Annotated in this window: 16 protein-coding genes; 9 read left to right on the forward strand and 7 right to left on the reverse strand. The window is 68.3% G+C overall.

Going from position 1 to position 19,493, the window contains the following annotated elements; translation table 11 throughout:
* The 9 genes from PSm6_RS19720 (at window position 1) to PSm6_RS19760 (ending at window position 9,712) form a co-directional block, all read left to right on the forward strand.
* Window positions 1-357: a DUF4398 domain-containing protein gene (locus PSm6_RS19720; protein WP_371877137.1), complete on the forward strand. Its 357-nt coding sequence runs from the start codon at window positions 1-3 to the stop codon at window positions 355-357.
* Window positions 354-1,163: an OmpA family protein gene (locus PSm6_RS19725; protein ID WP_021217586.1), complete on the forward strand. Its 810-nt coding sequence runs from the start codon at window positions 354-356 to the stop codon at window positions 1,161-1,163. The genes PSm6_RS19720 and PSm6_RS19725 overlap by 4 nt, the downstream gene beginning before the upstream one ends.
* Before the next feature lie 209 nt (window positions 1,164-1,372).
* On the forward strand, window positions 1,373-2,812 hold the full coding sequence (locus tag PSm6_RS19730; protein WP_021217585.1) for an aminotransferase-like domain-containing protein: 1,440 nt from the start codon (window positions 1,373-1,375) through the stop codon (window positions 2,810-2,812).
* Between the two features lie 221 nt (window positions 2,813-3,033).
* Window positions 3,034-4,812: a vWA domain-containing protein gene (locus PSm6_RS19735; RefSeq protein WP_265168021.1), complete on the forward strand. Its 1,779-nt coding sequence runs from the start codon at window positions 3,034-3,036 to the stop codon at window positions 4,810-4,812.
* Between the two features lies 1 nt (window position 4,813).
* Complete coding sequence (locus PSm6_RS19740; RefSeq protein ID WP_021217583.1) at window positions 4,814-5,404, forward strand: RNA polymerase sigma factor; 591 nt, start codon at window positions 4,814-4,816, stop codon at window positions 5,402-5,404.
* A complete protein-coding gene (locus PSm6_RS19745; protein WP_265168023.1) occupies window positions 5,401-6,204 on the forward strand; it encodes a hypothetical protein in 804 nt (267 codons plus the stop codon). The genes PSm6_RS19740 and PSm6_RS19745 overlap by 4 nt, the downstream gene beginning before the upstream one ends.
* Window positions 6,205-6,260: 56 nt before the next feature.
* A complete protein-coding gene (locus tag PSm6_RS19750) occupies window positions 6,261-8,705 on the forward strand; it encodes a hypothetical protein (protein WP_265168024.1) in 2,445 nt (814 codons plus the stop codon).
* Window positions 8,702-9,040, forward strand: a complete 339-nt coding sequence (locus PSm6_RS19755; protein WP_021217580.1) for a hypothetical protein — start codon at window positions 8,702-8,704, stop codon at window positions 9,038-9,040. Before PSm6_RS19750 ends, PSm6_RS19755 begins: the two co-directional genes overlap by 4 nt.
* Window positions 9,041-9,127: 87 nt before the next feature.
* A complete protein-coding gene (locus tag PSm6_RS19760) occupies window positions 9,128-9,712 on the forward strand; it encodes a hypothetical protein (RefSeq protein ID WP_031287062.1) in 585 nt (194 codons plus the stop codon).
* Between the two features lie 166 nt (window positions 9,713-9,878).
* Here PSm6_RS19760 and PSm6_RS19765 read toward each other — a convergent pair whose 3' ends face one another.
* The 7 genes from PSm6_RS19765 to PSm6_RS19795 all read right to left on the reverse strand — a co-directional run bounded on the left by PSm6_RS19765 (window position 9,879) and on the right by PSm6_RS19795 (window position 19,488).
* On the reverse strand, window positions 9,879-11,705 hold the full coding sequence (locus PSm6_RS19765; RefSeq protein ID WP_265168026.1) for a long-chain-acyl-CoA synthetase: 1,827 nt from the start codon (window positions 11,703-11,705) through the stop codon (window positions 9,879-9,881).
* Window positions 11,706-11,879: 174 nt separating this feature from the next.
* Window positions 11,880-12,704, reverse strand: coding sequence for an SDR family oxidoreductase (locus PSm6_RS19770; RefSeq protein WP_265168027.1), 825 nt, complete (start codon window positions 12,702-12,704; stop codon window positions 11,880-11,882).
* Window positions 12,705-12,877: 173 nt separating this feature from the next.
* Window positions 12,878-14,878, reverse strand: coding sequence for a geranyl-CoA carboxylase subunit apha (atuF, locus tag PSm6_RS19775; protein ID WP_265168028.1), 2,001 nt, complete (start codon window positions 14,876-14,878; stop codon window positions 12,878-12,880).
* A gap of 34 nt (window positions 14,879-14,912) precedes the next feature.
* Window positions 14,913-15,710 carry an isohexenylglutaconyl-CoA hydratase gene (atuE, locus tag PSm6_RS19780; protein ID WP_265168029.1) on the reverse strand — a complete coding sequence of 266 codons (798 nt, stop codon included), beginning with the start codon at window positions 15,708-15,710 and terminating at the stop codon, window positions 14,913-14,915.
* Between the two features lie 66 nt (window positions 15,711-15,776).
* Window positions 15,777-16,937 carry a citronellyl-CoA dehydrogenase gene (atuD, locus tag PSm6_RS19785; RefSeq protein ID WP_265168030.1) on the reverse strand — a complete coding sequence of 387 codons (1,161 nt, stop codon included), beginning with the start codon at window positions 16,935-16,937 and terminating at the stop codon, window positions 15,777-15,779.
* Between the two features lie 61 nt (window positions 16,938-16,998).
* Entirely contained in the window at window positions 16,999-18,615 is a 1,617-nt protein-coding gene (gene atuC, locus PSm6_RS19790; RefSeq protein ID WP_265168031.1) for a geranyl-CoA carboxylase subunit beta, read from the reverse strand.
* Between the two features lie 3 nt (window positions 18,616-18,618).
* Window positions 18,619-19,488: an SDR family oxidoreductase gene (locus PSm6_RS19795; RefSeq protein WP_021222862.1), complete on the reverse strand. Its 870-nt coding sequence runs from the start codon at window positions 19,486-19,488 to the stop codon at window positions 18,619-18,621.
* Between the last annotated feature and the right edge of the window lie 5 nt (window positions 19,489-19,493).

The raw sequence follows: 19,493 nt of genomic DNA on the forward strand, positions 1-19,493 counted from the left end.
ATCGAACAACGCATTCTGGCCATCGGCCTGGCTGTCCTCGCCTTGGCCGGCTGTGCCAATGACCCCGCTCCCGTGGAGCAGCTCCGCCTCACCGAACAGGCCGTAGCCCAGGCCCGGGCCGTGGGTGCCAGCAGCGAGCAGCTCCCGGAAATGAAGCAGGCGGAAGAAAAGCTCGCCCTGGCGCAGAAGAACATGGGGGAGCAGGACTACAAGCGCGCCCGCGTCCTCGCCGAACAGGCCGAGCTGGATGCGCGCCTGGCCGAATCCAAGGTGCTGACCGCCAAGAGCAAGGCCCAGCTCGCTGACATCACTGCCCGCATCAACCGCCTGCGCAAGCAACTGGGGGAACTGCAATGAACCCTCGTATCGCCCTCGCTGGCCTGTTGCTGGGCCTCGGTCTGCTCGCCGGCTGCGCCAACCCGCAGCGTGCCGAAGACAGCCTCGACGCCGCCCGCACCCAGTTCCAGAAGGTCAAGGAAGATCCGGACGTGCTGCGCAGCGCACCGAAGGACGTGATCCGCGCCGGTGAATCCCTGGCCCGCGCCGAGCGCCTGTCCAACTACCTGGGCAACGACCAGGACGTCGAGCACTACGCCTACCTGAGCGAGCGCTACAGCGAGATCGCCAGCCAGCACAGCGAGCTGAACCTCAACCAGGAGCGTGCCGCCAAGCTGCAAGTCGACCAGGAGCGCCTGCAGCTGGCCCTGCGCGAGGCCAAGCTGCTCAGCGCCCAGCAGCAGGGCGACTGGATGGAAGAGCAGATGGTCGCCCTGGCCGCCACCGAAACCGACCGCGGCCTGGTGATGACCCTGGGCGACGTGCTCTTCGACACCGGCCGTGCCGAGCTCAAGGCCTCGGCCAACCGCACCGTGCTCAAGCTGGTGCAGTTCCTCCAGATCAACCCGCGTCGCGTGGTGCGCATCGAGGGCTACACCGACAGCAGCGGTGTTCGCGAAGAGAACCTCGCCCTGTCCCGTGACCGTGCGCAGGCGGTGGCCGATGTCCTGAGCGACCTCGGCATCGACGCCAAGCGCATGGAAGTGGTCGGCTACGGTGAAGCCTTCCCGGTGGCCGAAAACGCCTCGTCCCATGGCCGGGCGCAGAACCGTCGCGTCGAGATCGTGTTCTCCGACGAGAAGGGCAAGCTCGGCGACCCCCGCTGATCCCAGCTGTTCCAGGAACCCCGGCGGCTTCGGCTCCCGGGGTTTTTTATTGCCCGTACAGCTGCACCCAATAGAGAAATCACGGCGGACTGAAGCGATACAGTCACTGGCGAAAGCGCACTGTATGGCCCACAATTTCCTGTGCTGTACCGGTGCAATTTGTTACTGCTCCGGTACTGTTTCGGTCCAGTGAACCAGGTGCCGCCGCCATGACCAATCTGTTGCTCTATCAACGCATCGCCCAGCAACTGGCCGAAGACATCCGCCGTGGCGTCTACCAGCCCGGCGAGCGCGTGCCCTCGGTGCGCAAGATGAGCTCGCAGCTCAATGTCAGCCATGCCACGGTGCTGCAGGCCTACGCCAACCTGGAGGACCAGGGGCTGATCCGCGCGCGCCCGCAGTCCGGCTTCTACGTGCACCAGACCCCGGCGCTGACCGCCTCCACCCCGGATATCGCCCGGGTCGAGCGCCCCGGCCTGGTCACCCGCGCCAGCATCATCAACCAGGTGCTCACCGAGTCCCGCCGCGAAGGCGTGTTCCCCCTGGGCGCCGCCGTGCCCCATGTGGACTACCTCCCGGTCCGTGCGCTGCACCAGCAACTGGCCAAGGTCACCCGCTTCCACAGCCCGCGCGCCTTCAGCTACATGTTCAGCCCGGGCTTCGAGCCGCTGCGCCGCCAGGTGGCGATCCGCATGCGCGACGCCGGCGTGGTGGTCAATCCCACCGACGTGGTCATCACCCATGGCTGCGTGGATGCGCTGCAGATGAGCCTGCGCGTGCTGACCCGCCCCGGCGACCTGATCGCCGCCGAGTCGCCCACCTATTACGGCCTGCTGCAACTGGCGGACCTGCTCGGCCTGAAGGTCATCGAGATCCCCAGCGACCCCACCACCGGCATCAGCCTGGAGGCTCTGCAACTGGCCGCCAACCAGTGGCCGATCAAGGCGCTGGTGCTCACCTCGCGCCTCAGCAACCCCCTGGGCGGCACCATTCCCGAGGAGCGCCAGAAGCAGCTGCTGCGCCTGGCGTCGGACTTCGACATCCAGATCATCGAAGACGATATCTACGGCGAACTGATGTTCGAGCAGGGCCCCTCCAAGGCGCTCAAGGCCCACGACCGCGAAGGGCGCGTGGTGTACTGCTCCAGCTTCTCCAAGACGCTGTCCCCGGGCGTGCGCATCGGCTGGATCATCGCCGGCAAGTACCAGGAGGAAATCCAGCGCCTGCAAACCTTCAGCACCCACTCCGCGTGCAGCGTCACCCAGATGGGCGTCGCCGCCTACCTGGAGAACGGCGGCTACGACCGGCACCTGCGCTACATCCGCCAGGAGTACCGCAAGAACCTCACCGCCTTCCAGCTGGGGGTGCAGCAGTACTTCCCCGAAGGCACGCAGATGAGCCGGCCCAACGGCGGCTTCATCCTGTGGATCAGCCTGCCGGCCAAGGTCAACACCAAGGACCTGCACGTCCGTGCGCTGCAGCAGGGCATCAGCATCGCGCCGGGGCTGATCTTCAGTAACACCGAGCAGTTCAACCACTGCGTGCGGCTCAACTGCGGCATCCCGTGGAACCGCGAGGCGGAGCGCGCCATCATGACCCTCGGCATGCTCGCCAAGCAGCTGTGCCAGGAAGCCGGCAGCTATTTCTGATGCCGGCCGGCCCCGGGCTGAAGCCCGGGCTACGTCGATCGCTGATACCCCGATTGTGGGAGCGGTTTCAACCGCGATGGCCTGGCACGGCGATCATCGCGAATGGGTTCGCTCCCAGGGGCCACGCCCCGCCCCAAATAATTTCACTCCCCCTTAACCCGACCCGATCGGCGCCTCCGTCTACTGGTGCGTATGGACATTCCGTCCCCAGGAGACACGCCATGACCACCCCCGCCGCACTGCTCCGCCAACCCCTCGCCGCCGGTTTCGCCGCAGGCCTGCTGCTCGCCCTGGCCGCCTGCCAGGGCCATGAATCCGGCACCACGCCGGGTGCGAGCGAGACCAAGGCCAAGGTCGAAACCGAAGCCGAAGTCACTGGCTCGCTGAGCGCCAACAGCGATGACGCGCGCCTGCAGGAGCTGGCCAAGCCCGCCGCCGAGCCGAACGCCGCCTATGCCCCCGCTGCGGTAGCCAAGCGCTCGGCCCCCATCGCGGTGGCTGGGTCGATGGTCATGCCCGTGGCCCCCGCGCCCATGAGCGACGCCCTGGCCACCGGCTACCGTGACGAGGGCCGTGAGCAGTACGCGCACCTGGCCGACAACCCCATCCATGCCGTGACCAGCGACCCGGTCTCCACCTTCAGCATCGACGTCGACACCGGCGGCTACGCCAACGTTCGCCGCTTCCTCAACGACGGGCAATTGCCGCCCAAGGACGCGGTGCGCCTGGAAGAACTGGTCAATTACTTCCCCTATGCCTACCCGCTGCCCCAGGGCGATGTGCCCTTCGGCATCGGCACCGAGCTGGCGCGTTCGCCCTGGAACCCCGAGGCGCGCCTGCTGCGCATCGCCATCAAGGCCTCCGACACCCAGGTCGAGCAGCTGCCGCCGGCCAACCTGGTGTTCCTGGTGGACGTCTCCGGCTCCATGGACCGCCGCGACGGCCTGCCCATGGTCCAGGGCACCCTCAAGCTGCTGGTGGACCAGCTGCGCGCCGAAGACCGTGTCTCCCTGGTCACCTACGCCGGCGAGGCCCGCGTGGTGCTCGAATCCACCCCCGGCAGCGACAAGGCGAAGATCCGCGCCGCCATCGACCAGCTCGCCGCTGGCGGCTCCACGGCGGGCGAGTCCGGTATCCAGATGGCCTATGCCGAAGCGCAGAAGGGCCTGCTGAAGAACGGCATCAACCGCATCCTGCTGGCCACCGACGGCGACTTCAACGTCGGCATCAGCGACTTCGAAAGCCTCAAGCAGCTGGCCGCCGAGAAGCGCAAGGGCGGGGTCTCGCTGACCACCCTGGGCTTCGGCACCGACAACTACAACGAACAGCTGATGGAGCAACTGGCCGATGCCGGCGACGGCAACTACGCCTACATCGACAGCCTGCGTGAGGCGCGCAAGGTGCTGGTGGACCAGCTCAGCTCGACCCTCAAGGTGGTGGCCAAGGACGTCAAGCTGCAGGTCGAGTTCAACCCCGCCCAGGTCAGCGAATACCGCCTGCTGGGCTACGAGAACCGCGCCCTCAAGCGCGAAGACTTCAGCAACGACAAGGTCGATGCCGGCGAGATCGGCGCGGGCCACACCGTCACCGCGCTCTACGAAATCGTCCCGGTCGGCGGCAAGGGCTGGCTGGAGCCGCTGCGCTACCAGCAGGCGCAGAAGGCCGATGGCAAATCCTCCGAACTGGCCTGGCTGCGCATCCGCTACAAGGCGCCGGGCAGCGAGCAAAGCAAGCTGCTGGAACGCCCCATCGCCGCCAGTGACGTGCCGGCCCTGAAGGACGCCAGCGAAGACCTGCGCTTCGCCACGGCAGTGGCCGCCTTCGCCCAGCAGCTCAAGGGTGGGCAATACACCGGCAGCTTCTCCCTCGCCGACAGCGCCACGCTGGCCCGGGGCGCCAAGGGTGAAGACCGCTTCGGCCTGCGCGGTGAGTTCGTGCAACTGGTCGAACTCGCACAAAGTCTGCAAAATCCAACTCCTTCACAGGCACGGATCGAGTGACTTGAGCGAACCCATCACGGATGACGACGCCGCCCTGCTGCGGCGCTACCGACACGGCGATGCCGAGGCCTTTGGCGTGCTCTACGCACGCCATCGCCTCGGCCTCTACCGTTTTCTCTGCGGGCTGTGCGGCGACGCCAGCCTGGCCGAGGAGATCTTCCAGGAAACCTGGCTGAACCTGATCCGCAGCGCCACCGAGCAGCGCGAGCAGGTGGCCTTCAAGACCTGGCTCTACCAGATCGCCCGCAACCGCCTGATCGACCATTGGCGCAAGCACGGGCGGCTGAACGGGCGTGTCGAGGAATTCGACGAACAGGCCCATGGCGACGCCCTGCCTGGCAGCAGCGAGGACCCGGCGGAGCAGCTCAGCCTCAGTCGCGACCGCCAGCGCCTGCAGGCCGCCCTGGAAGAGCTGCCCGGCGAGCAGCGCGAGGTGTTCCTGCTGCGCGCCCATGGCGACCTCGAAGTGCATGAGATCGCCGAGATGACCCGCACGCCCGCCGAGACGGTGAAGAGCCGCCTGCGCTACGCGATGCAGAAGCTACGTCGGTTGCTGGCCGATCCGGCCGCCACCGAGGAGGTATCCACATGAACCAGGACCCACGCAAGCCGGAAGGGCTGGAGCAGCAGATGCTCGCCCACTTCCGTGCCCATGAAGGGGGCGAACCGTCCGCCGAACTGGATGCGCGCATCCTCGCCGCGGCGCGTGCCGCCGTGCGTCCCGCCACGCCGAGCCTGGCTGAGCGCCTTCACGCCTGGCTGTTCGGCCCCGGTGGTCGCCAGCGCTGGTCGGTGGCCTTCGCTGGCCTGGCCTGCCTGGGCATCGGTGTCAGCCTCACCTGGCGCAACCTCGACCGCCCTGACCTCGACTACGGCAACAGCGCCCCGGCCCCGGCGGCGATGATGATGCCGGCGCCCATCGTGCCCGCCGCGCCCGCGGCTGCACCGATCGCCCGCTCCAGCGTCGCGGCCGGCGACACCGCCGTGGCCGGGAGCATGGAGAGTGCCCCGGAACCCACCATCCAGGCCTACGCCGCTCCGGCGCCGGCCGAGGCACCGCAGATGGCCCGCGAGGCGAAGAAGATGGCGGCCTCGCGCCTGGCTGAAGAGGCCGAGCGCCAGGCTCCGCTGGATGCCCTGTCCGACCAGGCCGAAGTGCGCGAGCAGGCCGTCGAAACCATGAAGGCCGAAGCCTCCGCCCTGGCCGCCAAGCCGCGCATGGCACCGGGCAAGGCCAAGGAAGCCACCCTGGTGGAGCAACTCGAAGCGCTGCTGCAACTGCGCGAGAAGGGCGATACCCAGGCCGCCGACGCGTTGCTGGCGCGTCTGCGTGAAGCCAACCCGCAACTGGATATCGAGGCCGAGCTGGCTCGGCTCGGGAAACGCCGCTGATCCGGCCCCGGCGGTGTTGAACCGCCGGGGCCGCGAGCGGCGCAAGGAGCGCGCGATTGTCCATCCCATCCACCGAGCCTGACGACAAGAGCTTCGGCCGCCTGCTGCTGGAACTGTTGGTGCAGCTGGCGCTGACTATCCTGCCCATCGTCATCTGCGCCTGGCTGCCCCTGCCGTTGTCGGCTGCCCTGGTGGCGCTGTTCGCCCTGGTCGTCAGCCTGGTTGCCTACCTCGGCCGCCTGGCGTTGGCCCGGCGCCTTAGCCCGCAGCTGTCCTGCGCCATGATCGGCCTGGGCATTGGCGTCGGTCGCGCGCTGCCTGGCTACTGGGGCATCTTCGCCGGCATAGTCGCGGTGTTCTGCGGCCTCGCCGCGCTGGCCGCCTGGGAGCGCCGCCTGGGTATCGCCGAGCCCGCGCCTGCGCCGGGGGCCAACGCCTGGGGCAGCGATGGCCCGCTGCTGACGCCCGAGGGCCAGCCGGTGCACAGCTTCAACTGGAGTGAAATCGCCATGGGCGGGCCCGCCTTCTGCGACCACCTGCTGCCCGACGGCGTGGTGCTGGAGGGGCTGGGCAGCTCGCTGTGCTACTCCAGTGACGGCCGTTACCTTGCCGCGCCCATCCCCTCGCGGGGCGAATGGGGCCTGGTGATCTTCGACCGCCAGTTGCGCCGCTTGTACCAATGCGCCAACGGCCAGCAGTTCTGGGAGCTGGATGCCTTCGATGGCGAGGTGCTGCGCGGCCGCCACAGCCCGCTGGTGGCCAACCAGGCCCGCGAGGTGCGCCTCGATGAGTTGCTGGCCAGCGCACAGAGCGAAGACTTCGTCGCACTCGGCGACCTCTGGCTCAGCCCGGCCTGGGTCGAGCGCCTGCCTGTCACCCGTGACTTTCCCGCTCCCGCTGGCGCGCACCGCCTGCGGGGCTTGCCGTACCTGCCGGCCAGCCTGCGCGAGCTGGACAACCCGCTCGCCCCCCTGGCCAACCCCGCCTGCGAGCTGTGGCTCGACGATCAGCCCAGCGGCCTGCTGCTGGCGGACGGCGAAGCGGTGATCTGGCGCGACGATGGCCGTGCCCTGGTGTGCCGTGCGCGCCCGACCGCCGAGCTGGAGCGGGGCTGGAGCAACGACTGCTGGTTGTGGGAGGAGGGGGCCGGCTGGCGTCAGCTGGAGGAGCCCTGGCAGGCCCTGGACGGCGAGCCGCGCCTCAACCTGGGCGCACCGCTGCGTATCGACGGGCAGCAGATGTGGCGCGCCGCCTATCTCGACTTCGCCGGCACCGACCGCCTCGGCTTCGGCTACGGCCTCTACAGCATCCACAGCGACAGCGAGACCCTGGCCGGCTTCGATGAGCAGGGCCGCGCCCTGGCCGGCGAGCACCGGCTGACACAGCTGAGCCTCGGCGTATCGCTGGACGGCGCGGGGCGCACCGGCGCCAGCCTGAAGCTGCAGGCCCTGGCCAATGGCGTCGAGCCGTGCCTGGAGTGGCTGCGCGACGGCGCGGACGGCCGCCAGGGCGTCTTCGCCTGCCGCATCGGTGACTGGCGGCTCGATGGTGAATGGTGCCTGGACCACCGCGTTTCCAACTGCGGCCGTTACCTGGCCCTGGTGGCGTTCGCCGAGGCCCCGGCCGTGCCCCATCGCCTGGTGGTGGCGGATATCCGCGAGCGCCGCCTGCGGGTGCTGGAGCAACCCTTGCTGATCGCCCGGCTGCATGACTTCCACGAGGGTGTCGTCAGCCTCGCCCATGTCCTCGGGCGCCTGCCCGAAGGGCACGAATCCGGCCCCCTGCAGCGCTTCACCGAGGCGGCCCCGGACGCACAGCGGGCCGCCACCTTCATGGCCGCTGGTGGCGAGCGCCTCTATTACGAGGTGGCACGGGTGGCCGTCGACCCCGACGCGCTGCGCCTGTTGCCGGCCTGGCGCCTGGCCGAGTGCCCGCCGGTTGCCAACGCGCAGGGGGATTTCGTCCTGCCTGCGCCTGGCGGTGGGGATGCCGCCTGGCTGTTCGGCTGCGAAAGCCGCTTCGCCGACAGCTACCTGCGTGAGCAGGAGCCCCGCCTGGGCGGTTGCCTGCTCACGGCCTCCGGCTGCGCGATCGCCGACCTGGGCCCGGCGATGATCTGGTCGGCCGATGGCCGCTACCTGGCGCTGACCCGCTTCGGCGAATTCCACGATCTACGGGCCGGCAGCTACCCGCTCTGGCACCTGCTGGTGCTGGATACCCACGAACACCGCCTGCACCGCTGCGCCGATCCCATCGGTCTTATGCCGCGCTTCGAGGGCTTCGATGCCGAGGGCCTGCGCATGCGCGTTCATGCCTATGCCTACGAAGTGGAGGACGACGACGGCGAGCTGCGCTGTTTCAGCCTCGATGAACTGCTGGCGCTGCGAGCGGAACCCTTGCGGCACCAAGGGACGCTCTGGCTGTCCGAGGCGGAGCGGGAGCGCTTCGGCCTCTGGCTGCAACAGGACACAAGACACCTCGACCCCTGGAGAACCCCATGACCGACAGCCCCACTGCGATCCTCTCGCTGTTCACCACCATCGGCCTGCTGCCTCTGGTGGTGGTCTGGCTGCTGGGCTGCGCCCTGGCCGCCCGCTACTGGCGCGCCCAGCCCCGCGCCGCCGGCCTGTGCCTGGCCAGCATGCTGATCCTGCTGGTGTGGCAGGGCATGACCATCGCCCTGCACGCGCTGATTCCGATCCTGGCCTTCGATATCTGGCCCGACGCGGAGCCCATGTACTTCTACGCCGCCATCAATCTGCTCGGCAGCCTGATCCACACCCTGGCCTTCGGCCTGCTGATCTGGGCGGTCTTTACCGGTCGGGAAGGGGTGTAAAGCTTTGGCAAGTTCCCGGGTTCGGGGTTGCCAGGGCGGGAGGGAGGGGCGAGCATGGCCCTTCATGCCTTGCCTTGCACACTGCCCATGACCCGTTTCCCATTCGCTTTATTGCTGTTCCTCGGCCTGCTCGCCGGCTGTGAGCAGGAAGCGCCGCCACCGCAGAAGCCCCCCGCCAGCCCACCGCCGGTGACCCAGGCCGAGAAGCCGGCGCCCGCCGCCCCGGCCAAGGAGGCACCAGCGGCCAAGCCCGTTAGCGAGGCGCCCAAGGTGGCGAGCGAAACGCCCAGGCCCACCGCCAAGCCCGAACAGAAGCCCGCAGCCAAACCAGAAGCCAAGGCCGAAGCCAAACCGAAGGCGGACGCCAAGCCCGTCGCCAAGGCGGCCCAGCCGGCCACCAGCCCAGCCGGCAATGCACGCAAGCCGGAAAAGACCGAACTGCCCAAGGCCAAACTCGACCTGCGCCTGCCCAAGCACCTGGTGGACAAACTCGAGCCCGAGATCGTGGAGGAGCGCAAGGCCGAAGAGCCCTTGCTGCCGCCGATGTTCACCGAGAAGGCGCCCACCGAAGGCCCCTTCCAGCTCAACGGCAAGCTGCTCACCAACGAAAAGGAAGACGACTACTGGCGCTCGGTGGAAGGGGCGGAGCTGCAGTTCGAGTTCAAGCAGTAACGGCGCATCGGCGCTAGTCGCGGCGTAGGGTGGACCCCGCTTTATCGGTCCACCTTTGGTGCTTTCCGGCGGCACCTTAGGTGGATGAAAAGAGCGTCATCCACCCTACATCCGGCCCAACTCCGCGTTGCCAGCCCTGGCCAGCGAACCCGCGGCAAAGGGCGGATCAGAAGCGGTATTCCCCGCTCTGGATCGCCTGGTGCAGCACGTTGTCCAGCGGGCGGAAGGCGTTTTCGCCGGGCAGGCGCACGAACAGCGGCTCGCTGATCTGGCCCGGGTCGAAGCCGCTCTTCTTCAGATCGGTCTTCTTGTATTTGAAGGTGCCGGTGGTCTCGATCTCCGCCAGCAGGCGGATGAACAGCGGGGCCGCATAAGGCGGCAGCTCGCGGTCCAGGTGCTCGGCCACCGCCTGGGCGTCCAGCTCAGCCCCGGTGCCCAGGCGCAGCGCAGCCATGCCGCAGCGGCCGTTGGTGCCGGGAATCTCCACCCCATAGACCACCGCATCCTCCACGCCGCCGAAGGCGCCCAGCACGCTTTCCACCTCGGTGGTGGAGACGTTCTCGCCCTTCCAGCGGAAGGTGTCGCCGAGGCGGTCGACGAACTGCGCGTGCTTGCAGCCGATGTCGCGCATCAGGTCGCCGGTGTTGAACCAGGCATCGCCCTTCTTGAACACGTCCCGCAGGATCACCGACTCGCTCTTGGCCGGGTCGGTGTAGCCGTCGAACGGCCACTTGGGGCTGATCTCGCTGATCAGCAGGCCCGGCTCGCCGGTGGCGACCTTCTCCAGGTAGCCCTTGTGGTCACGTACCGGGCGGTCGCTTTCCAGGTCGTAGCGCACGATGGCGTAGGTGGCCGGGGAGAAGCCCACGGTGTTGTCGAAGTTGAACACGTTGGTGAAGCCGATGTTGCCTTCGCTGGAGGCATAGAACTCGGTGATGCGCTCGATGCCGAAGCGCTCCTTGAACTCGGCCCAGATGGCCGGACGCAGGCCGTTGCCGATCATGCAGGTGAGGCTGTTGTTGCGTTCTTCCTCGCTCGGCGCCTGGTTCAGCAGGTAACGGCACAGCTCGCCGATGTAGCCGAAGCAGGTGGCCTGGTACTGGGCCACGTCCTTCCAGAAGCTGCTGGCGGAGAACTTGCGGCGCAGGGCGATGGCGGCGCCGCCGGCCAGCACCGAGGCCCAGCTCACGGTGACCGCATTGTTGTGGTAGCAGGGCAGGGTCAGGTAGAAGACGTCGGTGTCCTTCAGCCCCAGGCCGGAGTGGCCGAAGCCGCCATAGGCCTTGATCCACTTGCCGTGGCTGAGGATCGACGCCTTGGGTAGCCCCGTGGTGCCCGAGGTGTAGATGTAGAAGCACGGGTCCTTGAGGCGCACCTTGGCGGTTTCCGCGGGGTTGTCGGCGCTGTGCTCACCGGCCAGGCGCATCAGGTTGGCCCAGCCCCGTGGGGCCTGGCCCGGGTCGCGGCGGGTGTCGGCGTCGGCTATCCAGTAGCGGTGCCCGGCGCTGTTGCCCAGCTCCTCCTCGACTTCCTCGAAGGCATCCCGCAGCTCCTCGCCCACCACGTAGTGGCTGGCCTTGACCAGGGTCAGGCTGTGGGCCAGCACCTTGCCGCGCTGGGTGGTGTTGACCAGCGCGGCGATGGCGCCGAGCTTGGCCAGGGCCGCCAGCACCGCCAGCACCTCGATGCGGTTCTCCAGCATCACCGCCACCACCTTGCCGTGGGCCACGCCCTCGGACTTGAGCGCGTGGGCCAGGCGGTTGGCCCAGGCGTTGAACTCGGTGTAGGTCAGGCGGCGGGTCTCGTCGATCACCGCCGGGCGCTGGGGGAATTTCTGCGCGGCGCGTTCCAGCGCCCAGCCCAGCGACAGCGTTTTCTCGCGGTTGCGGATGCCGGTGTAGTACAGGCCCAGCAGCATGCGCGGTACACGTGGCAGGTTGCCCGGCAGGCGGGCGAGAAAGCGGAACGGGGAAATCAGATCGGCCTGGGTCATGGCTCTCGCACTTTGTCGTTGTTGTGGGCAGGCAATGGCGCTTTCACGACTGTAGAAGCCGTTCGGGCAAAACGGTATGACCGTGGCGCGGGGAAGGGCGGGCAGATGGGCAAATAGAGGCGCCCGCCCCGCGCAGAAACTTGGCGTGGGGCGTGCGTAGCCCGGGAGGGGCGATCAGTCGAGGAACAGGTCCGGCACCAGGCTGCCGCCCTCGGGGTCGAAGCGGTAGTGCTCGAACTCGGTCTGGCCCTGCTCGCGGAGGATTTCCTCGTCGATCAGCAGGCGCCCGGTGATGCTGCGGCCGGTGCTGGAGAGGATGGCGTAGGCGGCGTCGGCCATGATCGCCGGGGTACGCGAGCGCTTGAAGGCGTCACGGCTGCCCAGCTCGAACTCGATGGCGGCGGTGGCGATCATGGTTTGCGGCCACAGCGAGTTGACGCTGATGCCGTACTTCTTGAACTCCTCGCTCATGCCCAGGGTGAGCATGCTCATGCCGTACTTGGTGACGGTGTAGGGGCCGTGCTGGGCGAACCACTTGGGTGCCAGGTTGAGGGGCGGCGACAGGTTGATGATGTGACCCGCCGCGCTCTTCTTCAGGAAGGGCAGGGCGGCCTGGCTGCAAACCATCACCGCGCGGGTGTTGATCTGGTACAGCAGGTCGAAGCGCTTGGGCTCCAGGTGCTCGACCCCCACCAGTTTGATGGCCCCGGCGTTGTTCACCAGCGCATCGATACCGCCGAAGTGCTCGGCGGCCTGGGCCATGGCGTCCCGCACGGCGGCCTCGTTGCGCACGTCCAGCTGCAGGGCCAGGGCCTTGCCACCGGCGGCCTCCACTTCCTCGGCAACGCTGAAGATGGTGCCCAGCAGCTTGGCATGGGGCTCGGCGCTCTTCGCCGCGATGACGATATTGGCGCCATCGGCCGCCGCGCGCAGGGCGATCTCACGGCCGATGCCCCGGCTGGCGCCGGTGATGAACAGGGTTTTGGCAGATAGGCTCATTGCAGTGCTCCTGATTGTTGTTATCGGTCCCAGCTGAAAGCCTGAAGCTAGAAGCTAGAAGCTAGAAGCTAGAAGCTAGAAGCTAGAAGCTAGAAGCTAGAAGCTAGAAGCTAGAAGCCCGCACCCGCCTGCTCTTGTCTTCCAGCTTCAGGCTTCAAGCTTCCAGCTGCTTTTCAAGCTTCCAACTGCTCTTCCACTTCCACCAACACCTGGCGGTTCTTCACCTGGTCGCCAGCGGTGACCTGCACCCGACGGATGACGCCGTCGATGCCGGCCTTGAGCGGGTGTTCCATCTTCATCGCCTCCAGCACCACCAGCAGTTGGCCCTTGGCGACGCGTTCGCCTTCGCCCACCAGCACGTCGACGATGGCGCCGTCCATGGGGGCCTTTACCGTGCCCGAGCTGGCGGCGTTCAGGCCGCCGGCGGGTTCGTGGGTGACGTCGAGCAGTTCCAGGTTGCCGTGCTGGCCATAGAGCCACAGACGCCCGGCGGAATGATGGTAGGCCACGCGGCGGCGCACGCCGTCCAGCTCCAGGGTGGCCCAGCGGCCATCGGCGCGCAGCAGGGCGATGGCCACATCGCTGTCACCGACGCGTGCCTGCAGGCGCGGGCGCACGCCGGCTTCCAGCACGCTCAGCTCCACCGCCAGCTTCTGCTCGCCGTGGCGCAGCACGAAGCGCCACGGCGCGCTGCCGGCGCTGCCGGCGCTGCGCCAGCCGGCGAGGCCGGCCTGGTGGGCACGGGATTCGGCCGAGGCCTGGTAGAGCAGGGCGGCGGCGGTGGCCAGCTCCGTGGCGCTGGGCGCATGGGCGCGCAGGCTCGGGTCGTCGCTGAAGTGTTCGCCGATGAAGGCGGTGGTGGCATGGCCGGCGGCGAACTCGGGGTGCGCCAGCAGGTTGGCGAGAAAGCGCTGGTTGCCGTTGACGCCCAGCAGCACGCAATCCTCCACGGCGCGCACCAGCTTGCGCCGGGCTTCGTCGCGGGTGGCGCCCCAGGCGATCACCTTGGCCAGCATCGGGTCGTAGAAGGGCGTTACCGGCTGGCCTTCCACCAGGCCGTGGTCGATGCGGATGCCGGGCAGTTCGGACGGCTCCCAGCGCAGCACCTCGCCGGTCTGCGGAAGGAAGTTGCTGGCCGGGTCCTCGGCGTAGAGGCGCACTTCCATGGCGTGGCCGTCGAGGCGGATCTCGTCCTGCGCCAGCGGCAGCGGCTGCCCCTCGGCCACGCGAATCTGCCAGGCCACCAGGTCCTGCCCGGTGATCAGCTCGGTCACCGGGTGTTCCACCTGCAGGCGGGTGTTCATCTCCAGGAAGTAGAAGTCGCCGCTGGCATCGAGGAGGAATTCCACGGTGCCGGCGCCGACGTAGTTCACCGTGCGCGCGGCCTTCACCGCCGCCTCGCCCATGGCGCGGCGCAGCTCCGGGGTCATCACCGGGCAGGGCGCTTCCTCCACCACCTTCTGGTGGCGGCGCTGCACCGAGCAGTCACGCTCGCCGAGGTAGACGATGTTGCCGTGCTGGTCGCCGAAGACCTGGATCTCCACATGGCGCGGGCGGATCACCGCGCGTTCGATAATCAGCTCGCCGGAGCCGAAGGCGTTCTGCGCTTCGGAGCGCGCGGTGCGGATCTGCGCGGCCAGCTCGGTGGCTTCGTGCACCAGGCGCATGCCACGGCCGCCACCACCGGCGCTGGCCTTGATCATCAGCGGGTAGCCGATGCGCTCGGCTTCGCGGGCCAGGGTCGCGTCGTCCTGCTCGGCGCCTTCGTAGCCGGGGATGCAGGGCACCTGGGCGTCGAGCATGGCGATCTTCGACAGGCGCTTGCTGCCCATCAGGTGGATGGCCTCCACCGTGGGGCCGATGAAGACGATGCCGGCGGCCTCGCAGGCCCGGGCGAACTCGGCGTTCTCGGAGAGGAAGCCGTAGCCGGGGTGCACCGCGTCGGCACCGGTGCGCCGTGCCGCGGCGATGATCGCCTCGATGCTGAGGTAGGACTGGGCGACCTGGGCCGGGCCGATGCATACGGCCTCGTCGGCCAGTTGCACGTGGCGCGCCTCGCTGTCGGCCTCGCTGTAGACCGCGACTGTGCGGTAGCCGAGCTGCTGCGCGGTGCGCATCACCCGGCAGGCGATTTCACCGCGGTTGGCGATCAGGATCTTGTTGAAGCTGGGCATCGTTGGCTGCTCCTGCCGTACTCGGGATGTGCGCTCATTGCGCCCAGTTGGGTTTGCGTTTCTGCACGAAGGCCATGGTGCCCTCGGCGCCTTCCGCGCCGGTCACCGCCTCGGCGAACCAGCCGGCGGCATCGTCCAGCAGGGCACCCAGCTCGCGCTCGCCGGTGGCCAGCAGCAAGGCCTTGGTGCGGGCGTTGGCGCCGGGGGCGCAGCGACGAACCTGTTCCAGGGTGGCGGTCAGGCGCGCGTCCACCGCCGCGTCATCGGCCTCGGCGAAGTGCACCAGGCCCAGGCGCAGGGCCTCGGCACCGTCGAAGCGGGCGGCGGTGAGGGCCAGGCGGCGGGCCTGGGTCAGGCCGATGCGTTTCACCACGAAGGGGGCGATCTGCGCCGGCAGAATGCCCAGGCCGGTTTCCGGCAGGCCGAACTGCGCGCCCTGGTGGGCGATGGCGATATCGGAGATGCACGCCAGGCCGAAGCCGCCGCCCAGCACTGCGCCTTCCAGCACCGCGACCACCACCTGGGGCGTGGCCTGGGCCTCTTCCAGCAGGCTGCCGAAGGCGCGGTTCAGTTCGCGGTAGGCGTCGGCCCCGGCGGCACGTGCCGAGGCCATGTCCTTGATGTCGCCGCCGGCGCAGAAGTGCCCGTCGGCACCGCGCAGCACCAGGGCGCGCACGCTGCGGTCATCGCGCACCGCGGCCAGCACCGCACGCAGTTCGCCGACCATGGCCAGGCTCATGGCGTTGCGGCTGTCCGGGCGGTTGAGGGTGATGTGCAGCACGCCGGCGGCGGGCTCCAGCAGCAGGGTTTCGCAGTTCGGCAGGTCGCTCATGCCGGCTTCCTCATCATGCTTGGGTCAGGGCGCTGGGCGCGGGTGCGCCCAGCGGACGGTCCGCTATCAGCCTTTCTTTTTGCCGGGCAGGATGCCCATCAGCTTGCAGATGATGCCGAGCATGATCTCGTCGGCGCCGCCGCCGATGCTCACCAGGCGCACGTCGCGGTAGGCGCGGGAGACCGGGTTGTCCCACATGAAGCCCATGCCGCCCCAGTACTGCAGGCAGGCGTCGCTGACTTCGCGGCCCAGGCGGCCGGCCTTGAGCTTGGCCATGGAGGCCAGCTTGGTCACGTCCTTGCCGCTGACGTAGAGCTCGGTGGCCTGGTAGACCAGGGCGCGCAGGGCTTCGATCTCGGTGCTCAGCTCGGCCATGCGGAAGTGAATGACCTGGTTGTCGATCAGCGGGGTACCGAAGGTCTTGCGCTCCTTGCAGTACTCGATCGTGGCGTCGACGCAGTGCTCCAGGCCCTTGATCATGTTGGCCGCGCCGAACAGGCGTTCCTCCTGGAACTGCAGCATCTGCATCATGAAGCCGGCGCCTTCGTGGCCGATGCGGTAGCGCTGGGGCACGCGCACGTTGTCGAAGAACACCTGGGCGGTCTCCGAGCTGCGCATGCCGAGCTTGTCCAGGTGCGGGCTGACGCTGATGCCCGGGGTCTTCATCGGCACCACGATCAGCGATTTGTTGACGTGGGGCTTGTCGTCCGAGGTGTTGGCCAGCAGGCAGATGAAGTCCGCCGAGGGCGAGTTGGTGATCCACATCTTGCTGCCGTTGATCACGTAGTCGTCGCCGTCCTTGCGGGCGGTGGTCTTGAGCCCGGCGACGTCGGAGCCGGCGCCGACCTCGGAAACGCCGATGCAGCCGACCATGTCGCCGCTGATGGCGGGGCGGAGGAATTCGTTGCGCAGGTCGTCGGAGCCGAAGCGGGCCAGGGCCGGGGTGCACATGTCGGTCTGCACGCCGATGGACATGGGGATGCCACCGCAGATGATGGTGCCGAACTCTTCGGCGGCGACCACGGAGTAGCTGTAGTCCAGGCCCATTCCGCCGAATTTCTCCGGCTTGGAGATGCCCAGCAGGCCCAGGTCGCCGGCCTTCTTGAAGATGTCATGGATGGGGAAGCGGCCTTCGCGCTCCCATTGCTCGACATGGGGGTTGATCTCCCTGTCGACGAAATTGCGTACGGTGCGGCGGAGTTCTTCGTGTTCCTGGGTGAAGATCATTGTTGTTGTTCTCCTGGTGGGGTGCGCCCGGCGCACCGTCGATCGGGTTCGGGTGCGGCGCTTAGAAGCGGGCCACGCCAAAGGTGGTGGATTTCAGGGGGCGCGCCTCGGCTTCGGCGCAGATGTCCAGCAGGTAGCCGAGCAGCTTGCGGGTATCGCGCGGGTCGATGAGGCCGTCGTCCCACAGGCTGGCGGTGCCGTACAGCGCGGTGGACTGGCTGTCGAGCTTCTGCGCGGTGACCTGTTCGAGCATGTCGAGCATCTTCGGGTCGGCTTCCTTGCCCTCCTTGGCGTGCTTTTCCTCGGTGACGATGCGCAGCACCTTGCCGGCCTGGGCGCCGCCCATCACGGCGGTGCGGCTGTTGGGCCAGGCGAAGATGAAGCGCGGGTCCAGGCCACGGCCGCACATGGCGTAGTTGCCGGCGCCGTAGGAGCCGCCGACGACGATGGTGAGCTTGGGCACGCGGGCGTTGGCCACCGCCTGGATCATCTTCGAGCCGTGCTTGATCACGCCGAGCTGTTCCGACTCGGTGCCGACCATGAAGCCGGTGGTGTTGTGGAAGAACAGGATCGGCGTGTTGCTCTGGTCGCACAGCTGGATGAACTGCGCCGCCTTGGCCGCGCCGCGCGGGGTGATCGGGCCGTTGTTGCCGATCAGGCCGCAGCGCTGGCCCTCGATCTGCAGGTGGCCGCAAACGGTCTGGCTGTCGAACTCGTTCTTGAAGTCGAGGAACTCCGAGCCATCGGCCAGGCGGGCGATGATCTCGCGCACGTCGTAGGGCTTCTTGGCGTCCGCCGGGACGATGCCCAGCAGTTCGTGGGCCGGGTACAGCGGCTCGCGCCAGGTCTTGGCCGGTCGCGCCGGCAGCTGGGCGTTCCACGGCAGCATGGCGAGAATCTCGCGGGCGATGCGCACGCCGTCGGCGTCGTTCTCGGCCAGGTATTCGGCGGTGCCGGCAACCTGGGCGTGCATCTCGGCGCCGCCCAGTTCCTCGTCCGTCGCCACCTCGCCGGTGGCGGCCTTGAGCAGCGGCGGGCCGGCAAGGAACATCTTGGCCTTGCCGCGCACCACCACCACATAGTCCGACAGCCCGGGCTGGTAGGCCCCGCCGGCAGTGCTGGAGCCGTGCACCACGGTGATCTGCGGCAGGCCCATGGCCGACATGCGCGCCTGGTTGGCGAAGCCGCGCGCGCCTTCGACGAAAATGTCGGCGGCGTAGTTGAGGTTGGCACCGCCGCTTTCGGTCAGCGCCACCACCGGCAGCTTGTTCTCGAAGGCCACCTGCTGCAGGCGCAGGGTCTTCTTCAGGCCGGTGGGGGAGATGGTGCCGCCCTTGATCGCGCTGTTGCTGGCGGTAACCAGACAGCGCACGCCGGCGATGTAGCCGATGCCGGAGATGATGCCGCCGCCGGCCTGGGTGCCGTCCTTGTCATCGTGCAGCTTGTAGCCGGCCAGGGACGACAGCTCGAGGAAGGGCGCGCCGGCGTCGAGCAGCAGGTTGAGGCGTTCACGGGGCAGCAACTGGCCGCGCTTGTCGAACTTGGGTTTGGCTTCGGCCGCCTTGTCGAGCACCTTCTGCTCGATCTCGCGGAAGCTGGCGACGGCGGCGAGCATGGCGTCGCGGTTGCGGGCGAAGTCTTCGCCGTGCACGTCGAGTTCGGAGTGGATGACGGCCATGGCTTACTCCTCGTCCTTGAACACGGCGGGCATATAGGCCCGGTGGAAACCGTCGTAGGACTCGCTGGCGCGGGCCTTGCCCAGGGTCCAGGCGCGGGTGCCCTGGCTGGCGGCGCCATCGATGCGGATGGTGTTGCCGCTGATGAAGTTGGCGCCGGGGGAGAGCAGGAAGACGATGGCGGCCGCCACCTCGGACTCGGTGCCGATGCGCTGCAGCGGGACGTGGTCCTTGAGGGAGCGGATCATCGATTTCATGGATTCGGGGTAGGTGTCCATGCCGCTGGAGGCGATCCAGCCCGGCGCCACCGCGTTGACCCGCACCCCGGCGTGGCCCCATTCATAGGCGGCGGTCTTGGTGAAGTTCTCCATGCCGGCGCGGGCGGCGCCGGAGTGGCCCATGCCGGGCATGCCGCCCCACATGTCGGCGAGCATGTTGACGATGCTGCCGCCGGTCTTGCTCATGCTCTGCAGGAAGACCTCCTTGGCCACCAGGAAGCCGCCCACCAGGTTGGTGCGCACCACGGTCTCGAAGCCCTTCTGGTTGATGCCGATGAGCGGCGCGGGGAACTGGCCGCCGGCGTTGTTGACCAGGTGGTGGATGGGGCCGCGCTCGGCCACCACGGCCTTGACCATGGCCTTGACCGCTTCTTCGTCGCGGATGTCGCAGGCCTGCCAGCTGGCGCTGCCGCCGTCTTCGATGATTTCGCCGGCAGTGGCTTCGAGCTTTTCCGCCTTGCGCCCCACCAGCACCACGTGGGCGCCGAGGTGGGCGAGCTCGTGGGCCACGCAGCGGCCGATGCCGCTGCCGCCGCCGGTGACGAGGATGGTCTGGCCGCTGAACAGGCCGGGTTTGAACACGGAATCGTAGGCCATCGCGT

The sequence above is a fragment of the Pseudomonas solani genome, assembly GCF_026072635.1.
In the GTDB taxonomy this organism is placed as follows: Bacteria; Pseudomonadota; Gammaproteobacteria; order Pseudomonadales; family Pseudomonadaceae; genus Metapseudomonas; species Metapseudomonas solani.

Excerpts from the sequence above, each read along its gene's own strand:
- PSm6_RS19725 (WP_021217586.1), top strand. The coding sequence starts at position 354 with ATGAACCCTCGTATCGCCCTCGCTGGCCTGTTGCTGGGCCTCGGTCTG.
- PSm6_RS19730 (WP_021217585.1), top strand. The coding sequence starts at position 1,373 with ATGACCAATCTGTTGCTCTATCAACGCATCGCCCAGCAACTGGCCGAA.
- PSm6_RS19735 (WP_265168021.1), top strand. The coding sequence starts at position 3,034 with ATGACCACCCCCGCCGCACTGCTCCGCCAACCCCTCGCCGCCGGTTTC.
- PSm6_RS19745 (WP_265168023.1), top strand. The coding sequence starts at position 5,401 with ATGAACCAGGACCCACGCAAGCCGGAAGGGCTGGAGCAGCAGATGCTC.
- PSm6_RS19755 (WP_021217580.1), top strand. The coding sequence starts at position 8,702 with ATGACCGACAGCCCCACTGCGATCCTCTCGCTGTTCACCACCATCGGC.
- PSm6_RS19760 (WP_031287062.1), top strand. The coding sequence starts at position 9,128 with ATGACCCGTTTCCCATTCGCTTTATTGCTGTTCCTCGGCCTGCTCGCC.
- PSm6_RS19765 (WP_265168026.1), bottom strand. The coding sequence starts at position 11,705 with ATGACCCAGGCCGATCTGATTTCCCCGTTCCGCTTTCTCGCCCGCCTG.
- PSm6_RS19770 (WP_265168027.1), bottom strand. The coding sequence starts at position 12,704 with ATGAGCCTATCTGCCAAAACCCTGTTCATCACCGGCGCCAGCCGGGGC.
- atuF (WP_265168028.1), bottom strand. The coding sequence starts at position 14,878 with ATGCCCAGCTTCAACAAGATCCTGATCGCCAACCGCGGTGAAATCGCC.
- atuE (WP_265168029.1), bottom strand. The coding sequence starts at position 15,710 with ATGAGCGACCTGCCGAACTGCGAAACCCTGCTGCTGGAGCCCGCCGCC.
- atuD (WP_265168030.1), bottom strand. The coding sequence starts at position 16,937 with ATGATCTTCACCCAGGAACACGAAGAACTCCGCCGCACCGTACGCAAT.
- atuC (WP_265168031.1), bottom strand. The coding sequence starts at position 18,615 with ATGGCCGTCATCCACTCCGAACTCGACGTGCACGGCGAAGACTTCGCC.
- PSm6_RS19795 (WP_021222862.1), bottom strand. The coding sequence starts at position 19,488 with ATGGCCTACGATTCCGTGTTCAAACCCGGCCTGTTCAGCGGCCAGACC.